General features: G+C 38.6%; 15 protein-coding genes. 13 read left to right on the forward strand and 2 right to left on the reverse strand.

Annotation, left to right across the window (positions count from 1 at the left end; all coding sequences use genetic code 11):
* Positions 1–83: 83 nt before the first annotated feature.
* From AWH02_RS05900 to AWH02_RS05945, 10 genes are all read left to right on the forward strand, one after another.
* Complete coding sequence (locus AWH02_RS05900) at positions 84–2,465, forward strand: primosomal protein N' (protein ID WP_060552937.1); 2,382 nt, start codon at positions 84–86, stop codon at positions 2,463–2,465.
* A gap of 12 nt (positions 2,466–2,477) precedes the next feature.
* Positions 2,478–3,413: a methionyl-tRNA formyltransferase gene (gene fmt / locus AWH02_RS05905; protein ID WP_060552936.1), complete on the forward strand. Its 936-nt coding sequence runs from the start codon at positions 2,478–2,480 to the stop codon at positions 3,411–3,413.
* Positions 3,403–4,716 carry a 16S rRNA (cytosine(967)-C(5))-methyltransferase RsmB gene (gene rsmB / locus AWH02_RS05910; RefSeq protein ID WP_060552935.1) on the forward strand — a complete coding sequence of 438 codons (1,314 nt, stop codon included), beginning with the start codon at positions 3,403–3,405 and terminating at the stop codon, positions 4,714–4,716. The genes fmt and rsmB overlap by 11 nt, the downstream gene beginning before the upstream one ends.
* Before the next feature lie 20 nt (positions 4,717–4,736).
* Complete coding sequence (locus tag AWH02_RS05915; protein WP_060553304.1) at positions 4,737–5,477, forward strand: Stp1/IreP family PP2C-type Ser/Thr phosphatase; 741 nt, start codon at positions 4,737–4,739, stop codon at positions 5,475–5,477.
* Complete coding sequence (pknB, locus tag AWH02_RS05920; RefSeq protein WP_060552934.1) at positions 5,474–7,321, forward strand: Stk1 family PASTA domain-containing Ser/Thr kinase; 1,848 nt, start codon at positions 5,474–5,476, stop codon at positions 7,319–7,321. Before AWH02_RS05915 ends, pknB begins: the two co-directional genes overlap by 4 nt.
* A gap of 175 nt (positions 7,322–7,496) precedes the next feature.
* Positions 7,497–8,195 carry a cell wall-active antibiotics response protein LiaF gene (gene liaF, locus AWH02_RS05925; protein ID WP_060553303.1) on the forward strand — a complete coding sequence of 233 codons (699 nt, stop codon included), beginning with the start codon at positions 7,497–7,499 and terminating at the stop codon, positions 8,193–8,195.
* Complete coding sequence (locus tag AWH02_RS05930) at positions 8,192–9,193, forward strand: envelope stress sensor histidine kinase LiaS (RefSeq protein WP_060552933.1); 1,002 nt, start codon at positions 8,192–8,194, stop codon at positions 9,191–9,193. The genes liaF and AWH02_RS05930 overlap by 4 nt, the downstream gene beginning before the upstream one ends.
* 1 nt (position 9,194) lies before the next feature.
* Positions 9,195–9,827 (forward strand): response regulator transcription factor, encoded by a 633-nt coding sequence (locus AWH02_RS05935; RefSeq protein WP_060552932.1) that lies wholly within the window; start codon positions 9,195–9,197, stop codon positions 9,825–9,827.
* A gap of 87 nt (positions 9,828–9,914) precedes the next feature.
* Complete coding sequence (locus tag AWH02_RS05940) at positions 9,915–11,318, forward strand: bifunctional Cof-type HAD-IIB family hydrolase/peptidylprolyl isomerase (RefSeq protein ID WP_060552931.1); 1,404 nt, start codon at positions 9,915–9,917, stop codon at positions 11,316–11,318.
* Entirely contained in the window at positions 11,315–11,701 is a 387-nt protein-coding gene (locus tag AWH02_RS05945) for a S1 RNA-binding domain-containing protein (RefSeq protein WP_060552930.1), read from the forward strand. The genes AWH02_RS05940 and AWH02_RS05945 overlap by 4 nt, the downstream gene beginning before the upstream one ends.
* A 36-nt stretch (positions 11,702–11,737) precedes the next feature.
* Here the strand turns inward: AWH02_RS05945 and cysK are convergent, their stop codons facing one another.
* Positions 11,738–12,667 carry a cysteine synthase A gene (cysK, locus tag AWH02_RS05950; RefSeq protein WP_008808600.1) on the reverse strand — a complete coding sequence of 310 codons (930 nt, stop codon included), beginning with the start codon at positions 12,665–12,667 and terminating at the stop codon, positions 11,738–11,740.
* 97 nt (positions 12,668–12,764) lie between these two features.
* Complete coding sequence (locus tag AWH02_RS05955; RefSeq protein WP_060552929.1) at positions 12,765–13,397, reverse strand: YigZ family protein; 633 nt, start codon at positions 13,395–13,397, stop codon at positions 12,765–12,767.
* A gap of 55 nt (positions 13,398–13,452) precedes the next feature.
* Here AWH02_RS05955 and AWH02_RS05960 point away from each other — a divergent pair, with 55 nt between their 5' ends.
* From AWH02_RS05960 to hpf, 3 genes are all read left to right on the forward strand, one after another.
* Positions 13,453–14,754 carry a DEAD/DEAH box helicase gene (locus AWH02_RS05960; protein ID WP_060552928.1) on the forward strand — a complete coding sequence of 434 codons (1,302 nt, stop codon included), beginning with the start codon at positions 13,453–13,455 and terminating at the stop codon, positions 14,752–14,754.
* Positions 14,751–15,416 carry a ComF family protein gene (locus AWH02_RS05965; RefSeq protein ID WP_012000103.1) on the forward strand — a complete coding sequence of 222 codons (666 nt, stop codon included), beginning with the start codon at positions 14,751–14,753 and terminating at the stop codon, positions 15,414–15,416. The genes AWH02_RS05960 and AWH02_RS05965 overlap by 4 nt, the downstream gene beginning before the upstream one ends.
* An 84-nt stretch (positions 15,417–15,500) precedes the next feature.
* Positions 15,501–16,043 (forward strand): ribosome hibernation-promoting factor, HPF/YfiA family, encoded by a 543-nt coding sequence (gene hpf / locus AWH02_RS05970; RefSeq protein ID WP_012000104.1) that lies wholly within the window; start codon positions 15,501–15,503, stop codon positions 16,041–16,043.
* Positions 16,044–16,183: the final 140 nt, after the last annotated feature.

Raw genomic sequence — 16,183 nt, forward strand, 5'->3', positions numbered from 1 at the left:
TATTTTTTCGGTATAATAGAGAGACGTATATTTTTGTGCAAATAATTAGCTAATACTTAAAAGTGAGAAAGGAAGGAGAGGAAATGCTAGTTGCTAAAGTTATTGTAGATGTACCCTTGATGCAGACGGATAAACCTTTCAGTTATGCAGTTCCTCAAGAGTTTTCTCAAGCCTTGCAAGTCGGGATGAGGGTTCACGTTCCTTTTGGAAAGGCCAATCGTTTGATTCAAGGGATTGTTCTTGCTATTGAAGAGGAAGAGGGTTTGGGATTAAAAGAACTTGTTGAAGTTCTTGATTTTAGTCCGGTTTTAAACGAAGAGCAACTCTGGCTGGCAGATGAGTTACGTAAAACAGTCTTCTCTTACAAAATTTCCATTTTAAAAGCCATGCTACCTAATTTTCTTAACTCCTCCTACGACAAAATACTCTATCCGACGGAAGTGATGTCTTTAGAGGAGAGACAAGAGATTTTTGGGGAGCAGACTAGTCTTCGTTTTTCTGATTTAGACAAGGAACGACAAGCAGCCTTTATGCGCTTGAGCCAATTAGGACGGATTCGTATGGAGTATCAGGCAACAGATCAAAAACGAATCAAAACAGAGAAATGGTATAGGGTAAATCATAACTCCTTAGTAGAAATGGATATATCCAATCGTGCCAAAAGAAAGCAGGATTTAAAAGAGTATTTACTGAAGCAAAACGAAGCACAGTTGCTGGCGGATTTGCGGGAAAAATTTTCTAGAGAATTGGTTCAGTATTTTATAGACCAAAATGCAATTGTTGTTGAGGAAAAAGAAGTCAGTAGAACGGCAAGCTATTTTGAAAGAGAGAGAAAGGACCAAGAATTAGAGCTCAATAGTGAGCAAGAGAACGCTGTCGCTGCGATAACTGAGAAGATTGGCCAAGATGCGAATCCGATCTTGCTAGAAGGAATCACAGGAAGTGGCAAGACAGAAGTTTATCTTCAAGTAATTGAACAAGTCTTACAAAAAGGGAAAACTGCTATCATGCTGGTTCCTGAAATCTCTCTGACTCCACAAGTGACGGATCGTTTTATTGCCCGCTTTGGCCAACAGGTGGCAATCCTTCATTCTGGCTTGTCAAATGGTGAAAAATATGACGAATGGCGTAAGGTGGAAAGAGGGGAAGCCCAGGTTGTTGTTGGCGCGCGCTCAGCTGTTTTTGCCCCTCTCAAAAATATTGGTGCAATTATCATTGATGAGGAGCACGAATCTTCATACAAGCAGGATTCTAATCCGCGTTACCATGCTCGAGAAGTTGCTATTCTCCGAGCTCAGTATAATCGGGCGGTTTTAGTTCTGGGATCAGCAACGCCAAGCTTGGAAAGCAGAGCAAGAGCGGGGAAGGGTCGGTATCAATTTTTAAGGCTGACTAAACGGGCCAATCCCCTAGCCAAGGTTCCACAAGTTGAAGTGGTCGATTTTAGGGATTATATTGGTCAAAATGAAGCCAAAAACTTTACCCCTCCACTTTTAGAGGCTATTCAAGAGCGTTTGGATAAAAGGGAACAAGTTGTTCTCATGTTGAACCGCAGAGGCTATTCAAGTTTTATTATGTGCCGAGAATGCGGGACAGTGGACACTTGTCCAAACTGTGATATCTCTTTAACGCTTCATATGGATACCAAGACCATGAACTGTCATTACTGCGGTTTTGTCAAAGATATCCCCTATGCCTGCCCTAACTGTTCCAGCAGGAGTATGCGCTACTATGGAACGGGGACGCAGAAAGCCTATGATGAGTTGAAAACAGCCTTTCCTGATGCGCGGGTCTTGAGAATGGATGTGGATACGACTCGAAAAAAAGGTAGTCATGAAAAGATTTTAGAAGCTTTTGGGCGAGGTGAAGCGGATATCTTACTGGGAACCCAGATGATTGCTAAGGGCTTGGATTTTCCAAATGTAACCTTGGTCGGTGTGCTGAATGCGGACACAGCTCTGAATTTACCAGATTTTCGTTCTTCTGAGCGGACTTTCCAGCTTTTGACTCAAGTAGCTGGTCGAGCAGGCCGCGCTGAAAAGGAAGGCCAAGTTTTGATTCAGTCCTACAACCCCCACCACTATGCTATTGAGTATGCTAAAAAGCAAGATTATGAAGGCTTTTTTAACTATGAAATGAATATTCGCAGGCAACTTGGCTATCCGCCTTATTATTTTACAGTTGGCTTGACTTTATCCCACAAAGATGAAGAATTTTTAGTAAAAAAATCCTATCAAGTTTTGGATATTTTGAAGCAGGGTCTGTCTGACCAGGTTAAAATACTGGGACCTACACCCAAGCCAATTGCCCGTACACATAATCTTTTTCATTATCAGATTTTAGTAAAATATCGTTTTGAAGATAATTTGCAAGAAACTTTAAATAAGATTTTGGAATGGACGCAGGAACGGGATAACAAGGACTTGCGTTTCAGCATTGATAACGAACCACAAAACTTTATGTAAAAGGAAATAAGTATGATAAAACTAATATTTATGGGTACGCCTGACTTTTCTGCTACGGTCTTAAAGGGATTGTTGGAAAGTGACCAATACGAAGTTTTGGCTGTTGTGACTCAGCCAGATCGAGCAGTAGGGCGGAAAAAAGAAATTCGAATAACACCAGTGAAAGAAGTGGCTTTATCTTATGGGTTGCCAATCTATCAGCCGGAGAAATTATCTGGAAGTCCAGAAATGGAAGCAATCATGAATCTAGGTGCTGACGGAATTGTAACAGCAGCATTTGGACAGTTCCTTCCAAGTAAACTTCTTGCAAGCATGAATTTTGTTGTCAATGTCCATGCTTCTCTTCTGCCCAAACACCGTGGCGGGGCACCAATTCATTACGCCTTGATTCAAGGTGATAAGGAAACTGGTGTTACAATCATGGAAACAGTCAAAGAGATGGATGCAGGAGATATGATTTCCTGCAGAAGTATTCCAATCACTGATGAAGATAATGTCGGTACTTTGTTTGAGAAACTGGCCATTGTTGGTCGAGATTTACTTTTGGACACATTGCCGGCTTATTTTTCTGGGGATATTCAGCCTGAAGCTCAGGATCCAAGTCAGGTTACTTTCTCACCAAATATCAGACCTGAAGAAGAAAGACTGGATTGGAACAAGACCAATCGTCAACTCTTTAATCAGATACGCGGAATGAATCCTTGGCCTGTAGCCCATACTCTATGGCAAGGTGAAAGATTTAAAATTTATGAAGCGGAATTAGCAGATGGAGAAGGCCAGCCTGGAGAGATTTTAGAGATTGGGAAAAGGCAGCTACTTGTTGCAACTGGAGAAGGGGCACTTGCCCTTAAGACAGTTCAGCCAGCTGGAAAACCCCAAATGACTATCTCAGATTTTTTGAATGGTGCTGGCCGAAACTTAGCAGTAGGAGATAAGTTTGGAAACTAGAAGAAAAAGTGCGCGACAGGTGGCTTTAGAGGTGTTAGAAGAAGTATTTGATCAAGGAGCTTTTTCCAATATTGCCCTCAATAAGGCTCTCAAGAAGGTTCAGCTTTCTCAACAAGATAAAAGTTTGGCGACAGAACTTGTCTACGGAACAGTTGATCGTAAGCTGACCCTTGAGTGGTATCTGTCCCATCTAATTGAAGACCGGAATAAACTAGATTCTTGGCTATACATTCTCTTGCTCTTGAGTCTTTATCAAATGCTGTATTTGGATAAGATTCCAAATCACGCTCTTATTCATGAAGCTGTTGAACTAGCTAAAAAACGAAAGCTAGGAAGCGATAAGTTTGTTAATGCTATTTTGCGTCGGATAGAACGTGAAGGTGTAGCTGACGTTGAAACGATTAAACGGAAGAACAAGCGCTATTCTATCCAATATTCGACGCCAGTATGGCTAGTTAAGGCTTTAATAGAAGAGTATGGTGAAGAACGTGCCCTGGCCATTTTAGCGAGTCTTTTTGAGCGGAATAAAGCCAGTATTCGTGTGACAGACTTGGCTCGTAAAGAGGAACTAAAAGGACTTTTACAGGCAGAAGATTCTCTCTTAGCTCCGTCTGCTTTGGTTAAAAATCAAGGTCACTTTGCTGGTCACGAATTGTTTACGTCTGGCCTAATTACAATTCAGGATGAATCTAGTCAGCTGGTGGCACCAACTTTAGGTATTGAAGGAGATGAAAGAATCTTAGATGCTTGCAGTGCGCCTGGTGGAAAGACTCTTCATATGGCTTCATATTTAAATACTGGGGAAATCATAGCCCTAGACTTGTATGAGCATAAGCTTCAATTGATCGAAGAAGCAGCTACTCGGTTGGGTCTTGCTGATAAAGTTCAAACAAAAAAGCTTGATGCTAGAGAAGTCTATCAGAAATTCGGTAAGGATGCCTTTGATAAGATTTTAGTAGATGCTCCGTGTTCGGGAATTGGTCTCTTACGGCGAAAACCGGATATCAAATACAACAAAGAAAATGCAGATTTTCTCTCTTTACAAAAAATTCAGCTAGAGATACTAGATAGTGTTTGTAAAAGTTTGAGAAAAGGTGGTATAATAACTTATAGTACCTGCACTATTTTTTCACAAGAAAATAGTCAAGTAGTTTCTAAATTTTTAGAGAAACATCCTAACTTTGAGCAGGTAAACTTAAAACATGAAAGAAAAGATATTCTAAAAGATGGGTGTATTTTAATCACTCCCGAATTATATGGAAGCGATGGCTTTTTTATCAGTCAGTTTAGGAGAATATCTTGAAAGAGGAGGATACTAACAGAATGGAAATAGCATTATTAACAGATGTTGGTAAAAAACGTACAAATAATCAAGACTTCGTAAATCATTTTGTGAATCGCTCTGGGATGCCTTTGATTGTCCTAGCGGACGGCATGGGTGGTCACCGTGCTGGAAATATTGCAAGTGAAATGGCCGTAACAGACTTGGGTGCTGCTTGGGTCGATACGCAGATTGATTCTGTCAATGGTGTGAGAGATTGGTTTGCTGAGCACTTAGAAGCAGAAAATAAAAAGATTCATGAAGTTGGACAATCAGACGAGTACAAGGGAATGGGAACGACACTTGAGGCCATTGCGATTATTGGCAATCAAGCAATTTATGCTCACATAGGGGATTCCCGTATCGGCTTGGTCCGTGGAGAAGAGTACAAACAACTAACAAGTGACCATTCTTTAGTCAATGCTCTTTTGAAAGCTGGTCAGATTACAGCTGAAGAAGCTGAACGTCATCCCCAACGAAATATCATTACCCAATCAATCGGACAAAAAGATGAAATTCAGCCTGATTTTGGAATAATCACTTTAGAAGAGGGCGACTATATCGTGATTAACAGTGATGGTTTATCAAATATGGTAGCCGGAAGTGAAATCTATGATATTCTAAAAAGTGGTCTTACTTTGCCAGAAAAAGCTCAAACTTTAATTCGCTTTGCCAATAATGCAGGAGGTCTGGACAATATTACAGTAGCTCTTGTGTACTTTGACAAGGAGGAAGAAGCATGATTCAAATCGGCAAAATTTTTGCCGGGCGATATAAAATCATCAAACAAATTGGCCGAGGCGGGATGGCAGATGTCTATCTTGCCAAGGATTTGATTTTAGATGGTGAAGAAGTGGCGGTTAAGGTTCTTAGAACCAATTACCAGACGGATCCTATCGCTGTTGCACGTTTCCAACGAGAAGCGCGTGCCATGGCGGATTTGGACCATCCACATATCGTTCGTGTCACCGATATTGGTGAAGAAGACGGCCAGCAATATTTGGCTATGGAATATGTAGCTGGCTTGGATCTCAAACGTTATATCAAGGAACACTCTCCTTTGTCGAACGAAGAGGCCGTTCGAATTATGGGGCAAATTCTTTTAGCCATGCGTTTGGCACATGCTCGTGGGATTGTTCACCGAGATTTGAAACCGCAAAACGTTCTCCTGACTCCAGATGGAAATGCTAAGGTAACGGACTTTGGGATTGCGGTTGCCTTTGCAGAAACAAGTTTGACCCAGACAAATTCAATGCTGGGCAGTGTTCATTACCTGTCTCCTGAGCAGGCGCGTGGTTCGAAAGCAACTTTCCAAAGCGATATTTATGCGATGGGGATCATCTTTTATGAGATGCTGACTGGTCATATTCCTTATGATGGGGATAGTGCAGTGACGATTGCTCTACAACATTTCCAAAAACCATTGCCGTCTATTATTGCTGAAAATGCCAATGTTCCGCAGTCTCTGGAAAATGTTATTATTAAGGCTACCGCTAAAAAGCTGACAGACCGGTATCAAAGTGTTTCGGATATGTATGTAGATCTGTCTAGTTGCCTGTCACCTGAACGACGGAATGAAAAGAAACTGATGTTTGATGACGCGGTAAAAGCGGATACTAAGACACTTCCAAAGATTCCGCAAGTTACACCTCCTGTAGCTTCTAGAGTAAAAAATGATCCAGCTACAGATGTTGAACTGCAAGCCCCTCAAGTTGCACCACCAACAAAACCTAAGAAAAAGCGTCATTTGAGAGCGAGATACAAGGTTTTGTTAGCTGCAGTATTTCTGGTCATTGCTGCTTTTCTAGCATTGCTCTATCTAACACCATCTAATAAGCAGGTTCCAGATGTTACTGGCAAGACCGTTGCTGAAGCTAGAGAAGCGATTGAAAAAGTCAATTTAAAAGTTGGTGAAGAGATAGAAGAGAATAGTGATGAAGTAGCTTCAGGGATGATTATTCGCACAGATCCAGTGGCAGGAACTCAGAGAAAAGAAGGCAGTACAGTTAACTTAGTTGTTTCTAAGGGAGCTAAAACGCTAATTATGGAAGACTATACTGGCCAAACGACTGCCCAAGCTGTTGAGAGACTCACGGATGTTCTAAAAGTTCCAAAAAACAATATCAAAGTTGAAGAAGTTGAAACAAACGATGTAGAAGAAGGAACAATTTTTGAACAGACACCAGCTGCGGGAGCTACCTATGATCTCACTTCAAATACGAAGATTGTCTTAAAGGTAGCCAAAGCAGTATCAACGATTGAAATGCCAAACTTTGGTAGCCTTCAATATACTTATGCAAATGCTCGGAATTATCTGATTTCTCTAGGAATTCCATCTAGTAACATTGAAAGAGTCGTGGATCGTTCGGTTGTGTCGAGTCAATCTGATTTGGTGACATCACAATCTCCAGCAACTGGACCAGTTAATCCTAAGAAGGTAAAAGTGACTTTGTATGTCACGGAAGCAACTACTCCAAGTTCAAGTTCTAGCTCGAGCTCGAATTCTTCTTCTAGCAGTAAGAATACGTCATCGTCAAGTTCTTCAGAAGACGAAACGTCAGCATCAAGTTCGACACATGGTGATTAAAATAAAAGCAACCTCCTTGGTTGCTTTTTTTGGTGGAGCTCTTAAAAAGTTTTGATTTTCTGGAACGAATAAGAATTGAAACGATGTCTGTAAATTTAGGATTCATGCTCAGGTCTGAGGAAAAAATAGTAAAATTTGATACAATAGAAATAGAAAAGTAGAAAGGATAAGTATGATGAGAAAGATTCAGTTTTTTGTATTAATTGAAGCAATTTTACTGACAATGGCTTTTATTACGATTGTTGCAGGTGATTTTTCTCGACTTGTCCTTCTCTCAATTTTGTTTTTGCTCTTTCTCTATTATTATCTAGGTAGGCAAAGAGGTAATTTTTTCTTAGTTACAGCTTCTATTCTCTTTTTTCTTATTATTATGCTCAATCCATTTGTCATTGCAGCAGTTCTATTTGCTGTCGTTTATGGTCTGATTGTTGCTTCTCCTTATATATACAAGGAAAATGAAGCGACTCACCTAATTTTTGAGGAAGATACAGTTGTAAAAAAAGAGAAAAATCGTTGGCTTGGGGATATACATCATTTTTCCTCCCATGATAGTTGCCGATTTGACGATATTAACCTTTTTCGAATGGTAGGGAAAGATACTATTCATCTGGAAGAGGTAATTTTAACCAATCATGATAATGTCATTATCTTGCGAAAAGGAATTGGTGACACAAAAATTATTGTTCCAGTTGATGTGGCAGTCAGTTTAAAGGTCAATAGTTTATACGGGGAACTCTTCTTTTTAGGGCAGACTGTTCGGGAATTGAGAAATGAAAGTATTTCTCTGACTACGCCAGATTTTGACAGAGCCAATAAAAGCGTTAAAATTGTTATTGCCAGTCTTATTGGAAATGTTGAGGTCGTTCGTAAATGAGGAAGTCTTACTATTTTATACTTTTCTTTTATTCCTTTCTTGTTTTAGCCGTTGTCATTCAATATGTCTTCAGCCTTTTTGGTTTTCAATGGCAAACAGTTCTGGGGAATTTTGAAACACTACAAAAGTTTATCTTCTTCATTTTCTTTTTAACTCTGTCTTTGACTATACTACTCTTGCTGATTATGAAATTTGTACAGATTGTAACCTTAACATCTATCAGAAGAAATATTCGAAATATTTTAGATGGCCAAAAAATAGAGGTAAGTAATCAGGAAGACATTGATTATGGATTTGAAAAAATTGTTGCTAAGATGGCATTGTTAACAGAAAATCTGCAGAAGTCTGAAAATCAAGTTCTCCAAAACGAAGAGGTGATTGTTGAGAAAGAACGCCGTCGTATTGCTAGAGATCTTCACGATACGGTTAGTCAGGAGCTTTTTGCAGCGAATATGATTCTATCAGGTGTCTCAGGTCAACTGGGGACTTTGGAAAGAGAAGTGGTAGAGCAGCAAATAAAAGGAGTGTCTTCCATTTTGGATACTGCCCAAAAAGATTTGCGAATCTTGCTACTACATCTTCGGCCTACAGAATTAGAAGGTCGAAGTTTGGTCGAAGGTTTGGAAGTGATCTTGAAAGAGTTAGTTGATAAGAGTGAGATTGAAGTCAACTTTGAACATCGAGTTGGTTCCATCCCAAGACAGATTGAGGAACACATCTTTCGAATTGCGCAAGAGATTATTAGCAATACCCTTCGCCATGCCAAGGCTAGTCGTTTAGATGTCTACTTATATCAGAACAGACACGAAGTTCAGCTAAAAATGGCTGATAATGGTATTGGTTTTCACAGAGAAAAGCTAGATGAAATAAGTTATGGCTTGAAAAATATTGAAGAGAGAGTTCATGATATGGCAGGAGAAATTCAGATTTTGACTGCTCCTAAGCAAGGAGTTGCAATTGATATTCGAGTGCCTTTACTAGATAGAAATGAGAATTAGTATGAAAATTTTATTAGTAGATGATCACGAAATGGTTCGTTTGGGATTAAAAAGCTACCTAGACTTACAAGCAGATGTTGAAGTGGTGGCAGAAAGTTCTAATGGCCGTGAGGGAGTTGAGCTGGCTTTGGAGCTAAGACCAGATGTCATCATCATGGATATTGTTATGCCAGAGATGAATGGTATCGAGGCTACTATGGCTATTCTAGAAACTTGGCCAGAGGCAAAGATTTTGATTTTGACTTCCTACTTGGATAATGAAAAGATTTATCCTGTTCTGGATGCTGGAGCTAAAGGTTACATGCTGAAGACATCTAGTGCAGATGAGATCTTACATGCTATCCGAAAAGTAGCTAGAGGAGAAATTGCGATTGAAACAGAAGTCAGCAAAAAAGTTCAGTACCATCGCAATCACATTGAATTACATGATGATTTAACCGCCCGAGAACGAGATATTTTGGGGCTTCTAGCCAAGGGCTATGAAAATCAACGCATTGCTGATGAACTTTATATTTCTCTAAAAACAGTAAAAACTCATGTTTCTAATATCTTATCAAAATTGGAAGTGAGCGACCGGACTCAAGCGGTTGTCTATGCCTTCCAGCATCACTTAGTTCCTCAGGAAGACTTTTGATAAGGTAGAAAAAGTCTTCTGATTTTGAGAGCAGTCCTCTGGCTGTATTTATGGTATAATGGGAACATCGCAAATAAAGAGGGATATATGGACGTAAAATTAAAATACAAGGCTAAGAAAATTAAAATTGTTTTCTTTGACATTGATGATACTTTGAGGGTGAAAGATACAGGTTATATGCCGGCGAGTATCCAACAAGTATTTAAGACTCTGAAAGAAAAAGGGATCCTGGTAGGGATCGCTTCAGGTCGTGGGATTTTTGGTGTGGTGCCCGAGATTCGTGAACTAGAACCTGACTTTTTTGTGACCCTAAACGGTGCTTATGTAGAAGATAAAAAAGGACAAGTCGTTAGTGAGCAACCAATCCCCCAAAATATAGTAGAGAAGTACATTGCTTGGACTAAGGAAGTTGGGATTGAATACGGGCTTGTTGGCAGTCATGGAGCCGCTCTTTCGGCTCGCAGTCCAATGATTAATCAAGCCATTGATGTTGTTTACCAGGATTTACCTGTCGATTCTGACTTTTACCAGTCAGAAAAGATTTATCAAATGTGGACTTTTGAGGATCAAGGAGATAGTTTACAGCTACCTGGAGATTTATCAGGAGATTTACGTTTGGTTCGTTGGCACCCGAATTCCTCAGATGTCGTTTCGATTGCTGGTTCCAAGGCGACAGGAGTCCAAAAGGTTATAGAAAAACTTGGTTTAAAACCTGAAAATCTCTTGGTTTTCGGTGATGAGTTGAATGACCTAGAGCTATTTGACTATGCTGGCATGAGTATTGCTATGGGGCATTCGCATCCAAAAATTATTGAAAAAGCAGATTATATTACAAAAACAGTAGAAGAAGATGGCATCTTTGATGCTTTGGAGAAATTAGGTATGGTAGAAAAAGAATTAAACTTTCCACAAGTGGAAATGGAAAAAAACAAAGGGCCCTTTGCAACAATCAAGACAAATCTAGGTGACATGAAATTGGTCCTGTTCCCAGAACAAGCTCCTAAAACGGTAGCTAACTTTATCGCTTTGTCAAAAGATGGATATTACGACGGTGTTATTTTCCACCGTATTATTCAAGATTTTATGATTCAAGGTGGAGATCCCACAGGAACAGGAATGGGTGGCGAATCGATTTATGGCGAAAGATTTGAAGACGAATTTTCGCCAGAATTGTATAATATTCGCGGGGCGCTCTCTATGGCCAATGCTGGACCTAATACCAATGGAAGTCAGTTCTTCATTGTACAAAATTCTAATCTACCATACTCGGCAAAAGAATTGAGTCGTGGGGGATGGCCGGAACCTATCGCAGAGATCTATGCAACTAAAGGTGGTACACCCCACTTAGATCGACGTCATACCGTGTTTGGTCAGTTACTAGATGAACAGTCTTATCAAGTTTTGGATAAGATTGCTCAAGTAGAGACTGGAGCGATGGATAGACCAGTGGAAGATGTAGTTATCGAGACAATTGAGGTTGAAGACGAATGAAGATTGGCGATAAATTAAGGGGGACCATTACAGGAATCCAACCTTATGGTGCCTTTGTTGAACTTGAATCTGGTATTACCGGATTGATTCATATATCTGAGATTAAAACAGGATACATAGAAAATATTCATGATCTTCTAGCTATAGGGGATTCTGTGCAAGTGCAAGTCCTTGATTTCGATGAATATACTAAGAAGGCTAGCCTATCAATGAGAACTTTGGAAGAAGAAAAACATCGCCTACCTAAGCGTCATCGCTTTTCGAATGACCGTCATAAGTTTGGCTTTGCACCTCTTGCTAAGAGTATTCCGACTTGGACTGAAGAAGCCCTTCAATTTTTATCTCAGCAAAAAGACGAAAAAGAAAATCATCCTGAATGTTAGGATGATTTTCTTTTATCTGTCATATCGTTTGTAAAATTATTTGTCAAACTCATATAAAGCAGTTGACAAATAGCGTTCACCATTATCTGGAGCAAGAGCAAGGACTTTTTTACCTTGTCCAAGTTTTTTAGCAACTTCAATTGCTGCATAAATTGCTGCTGCAGATGAAATACCAACAAGGAAACCTTCTTTGCCACCAATATGACGGCCAAAGTCTAAAGCCTGTTCAGAAGTAACTCGCACAATTTTATCATAGCCATCAGTATCAAGGGTTTCAGGGATAAAGCCGGCAGAAAGGCCTTGGATTTTATGTGGTCCAGGTTTTTCACCAGATAGAACAGCAGACTCGTCTGCTTCAACCGCATAAATCTCGATTGCAGGATTTGCTTTTTTAAGAGTATGGGAGACTCCTGAAATAGTTCCTCCTGTTCCAACTCCACCAACAAAAGCATCCAATCCAGTGTCGCCAAAGGCTGCTAGAATTTCTACGCCAGTAGTTCTTTCATGTACTTCAGGATTTGCAGGATTATTAAATTGAAGTGGCAACCATGCATTTCTTTCCTCAGCAATTTCCTCTGCTTTTGCAATCGCTCCTTTCATTCCTTCGCTTCCAGGAGTCAAGACTAACTCAGCTCCGTAAGCTTGGATGATTTTACGACGCTCAACACTCATCGTTTCTGGCATGACAATGACAACCTTATAGCCTTTGGCTGCTCCAACCCAAGATAAACCAATTCCAGTGTTTCCACTGGTTGCTTCAACGATAGTTGATCCAGGTTTAAGAAGACCATCACGCTCTGCTGCCTCAATCATACTAAGAGCGATACGATCTTTGACAGAAGATCCAGGATTAAAGGCTTCTAACTTCACGTATACATCAGCTGCACCATCAGGAACCAAATGATTTAGTTTGACAATGGGAGTATTTCCGATTAGTTCGGTAATATTATTATAAATTTTAGACATAACTACACCTCATGAAATAGAATTAAGAAAAGTATAAAATGAAAATTGGAATTTGTAAAATATAAAAAAGCTATGGCTATCATAGCTTTTTTTTATATCAAGAAATAATAGGAACTTCCACTTGCCGAATTCCTTGGTTGCTTAACTGAACTTTACCATTGAAAAATTCGATCAGGCCTTCCTCGATTCTATTTTTATCTTCTTTATTCACAAAAATAGTAGTAGCTACAGAATCCGTAAACTCGGTATCAAACTCCATTAGGTTTTCAGATTTTAAAAAATTACCATACTCTTGGTACTGACTATAGGACAACTGAAGCCTTAATCCCACTTGCTCTTTAATTTCTACCAGTCCAATTTCTTTAACTGCTAGAGCAACGCTTCCTGCATAAGCTCGAATCAATCCGCCCGCACCTAGTTTAATCCCACCGAAATACCGAGTTACGACAACACAAAGATTGGTTAACTGATGGCTTTCCAAAACTCCCAGCATGGGGATACCGGCAGTACCACTTGGTTCACCATCATCACTAGTTCTCTTTATTTCGCTTTTTTCTCCCAAAATAAAGGCAGAACAGTTATGGGTGGCTTTGTAGTGTTCTTTTTTTATAGAGTTTATAAAATCTCTAGCTTCTTCTTCGGTTTCTACCCGCTTTACATGACAGATAAAACGAGATTTTTTGATTTCCTCTTCAACTCGACCATTTTCTTTAATTGTTTTAAATTCCATGATTTCATTGTACAAAAAAACAAGGATTTTTCCAAGAAAATACGAATAAAAAGATATGTTAGAATTGCAAGATTGTCTCGGTCGAATTTTTACTAAAGAACAGTTACCTACTGAACTTTTGAAGATAGCTCAAAGACTACCATCAGTTTTTGAAAAAAAAGGAGAACTCTTTTGTTCTCGCTGCCACAGTCAAATTGATAAGGAAAGAAATTTATTACCAATTGGTGCATATTATTGTAGAGAATGCATTCTTCTAGGGAGAGTACGTAGTGACGAAGATCTTTATTATTTTTCTCAAGAATCTTTTCCTATAATATCGAGTTTGAAATGGCTCGGCCAATTGACAGAATATCAGGAAAGAGTTTCTAAGGGATTACTTGAAGGAGTACAAAGTAAACAGGATACTTTAGTCCACGCTGTAACTGGAGCAGGAAAAACGGAAATGATCTATCAAGTGGTTGCTCGGGTGTTAGATCAAGGAGGGGCTGTCTGTATAGCTAGTCCTCGGATAGATGTCTGTTTGGAACTGTACCGACGTTTAAAAGGAGATTTCTTCTGTGATATTTCCCTTTTGCATGGGGAGTCCGACCCCTATTCACGGAGTCCCCTAGTGATTGCAACAACTCATCAATTATTAAAATTTTACCAAGCATTTGATCTACTCATTGTTGACGAGGTGGATGCCTTCCCTTATGTAGATAATCCTGTGCTTTATCATGCAGTCGAGCAAGCAGTTAAAAATGAAGGAACTACTATATTCTTGACCGCAACTTCAACAGATGAGCTTGATAAAAAAGTTCAAAAAGGAATTTTAAAAAGGTTAAGTTTGCCAAGACGCTTTCATGGAAATCCCTTGATTATCCCACAAAAAGTATGGCTTTCTGATCTAAATAAAGACCTTAAAAAAGCTAAGCTACCAGCTAAGTTAGTCAAGTATTTGAGAAAACAAAGAAAAACAAAATTTCCACTCTTAATTTTTGCTTCGGAGATTAAGAAAGGACAAGAGATAAAGCAAGTCTTACAGAAATATTTTCCAGAAGAAACTGTAGGCTTTGTAGCCTCTACAACGGAAAATAGATTAGAAATTGTGCAAGATTTTCGAGATAAAAAAATAAGTATACTAGTTACAACTACAATTTTAGAAAGAGGCGTTACTTTTCCCTGTGTAGATGTTATTGTTCTAGAAGCTAACCATCGTCTCTTTACAAGGAGTGCTTTAGTACAAATTGGCGGGCGAGTAGGAAGAAGTATGGAACGACCTACAGGTGACTTACTATTTTTTCATGATGGCACTAATATACAGATAGAAAAAGCAATCAATGAAATTAAAGCAATGAATAGAGAGGCTGGCTTATGAAACAATGTCTAATCTGCTTAGCTATATTAGAAGAGCAGTTGAATTTTATGGATTTATTACTATTAAAAAGAAAAGAAAATGACATTTGTCAAGAGTGCTTAAATTCCTTCGAAGAAATTCCAGAAGAACATTGTCCAACCTGTTATAAAGCTGGGGACAAAAAATTGTGCAAAGATTGTCAGTACTGGCAGGAAAGAGGATTAGAAGTAGCACATAAAAGTTTGTACACTTATAATAAAGCAATGAAAGACTATTTTAGTCGCTACAAATTTCAAGGAGATTATCTTTTAAGAAATGTATTTGCCTTAAGCCTAAGAAAAGAGTTAAAAAATTTTCAAAGCTACACAATTTTAAGCATTCCTTTAAGTGAAAGTAAGATGAGAAAAAGAGGATTCAATCAAGTGTCAGGATTACTTGAAGCTGCACAAATACCTTATCAAGAAATATTAAAGAAAAAAGAAAGTCAAACTCAGTCTAGTAAAGACAGAAAAGAAAGATTAGAAAACACAGGGAATTTTTACATGATTGAAAATACGAAAATCCCGAAAAAAATTTTACTTGTAGATGACATCTATACAACAGGAGCAACCTTGCAAGATGCAAAATTGACATTATTTGAAAATGGAGCGAAAGAAATCATGACATTTTCATTAGCAAGATAAGGAAAAAATTTGCAAAAAAAAAATGAAAGCGTTATAATTAATATATAAAAAGAAAAATTTTATGTTTAGAAAGAAGGTACTTATATGATTAAATATAGTATCCGTGGTGAAAACCTTGAAGTAACAGAAGCAATCCGTGATTACGTAGTTTCTAAACTGGAAAAGATTGAAAAATACTTCCAAGCTGATCAAGAACTTGATGCACGCGTAAATCTTAAAGTCTACCGTGAAAAAACGGCTAAAGTCGAAGTAACGATTCCGCTTGGTTCAATAACTCTTCGTGCTGAAGATATCTCACAAGATATGTATGGCTCAATTGACCTAGTAGTTGATAAAATTGAACGCCAAATTCGCAAAAATAAAACTAAAATTGAAAGAAAAAATAGAACTAAAGTTTCAACAAGTCAGATCTTTACAGATGCAGTAGTAGAAGAAGTTGATGAAGCACCTGCAAAAGTTGTTCGTTCAAAACACATTGATTTAAAACCAATGGATTTAGAAGAAGCACTTCTTCAAATGGAGTTGCTGGGACATGATTTCTTCATTTATACGGATGTAGATGACAACACAACAAATGTCATCTACCGTCGCGAAGATGGAGATCTTGGTTTACTTGAGGTCAAATAATGAGTTTTAGAAAAAGCTGGATGATTGTCCAGCTTTTTGATTATATATTTAACAAAGGGATAAAATATTATTTTTTTTAAAAAAGTAAAAAAATTTAAAAAAAGTAGTTGACAGTTTAGCAAGTAGATGATATACTAAGA

Origin of the sequence: Streptococcus gordonii (assembly GCF_001553855.1) — a bacterium.
Taxonomy (GTDB): Bacteria; Bacillota; Bacilli; order Lactobacillales; family Streptococcaceae; genus Streptococcus; species Streptococcus gordonii.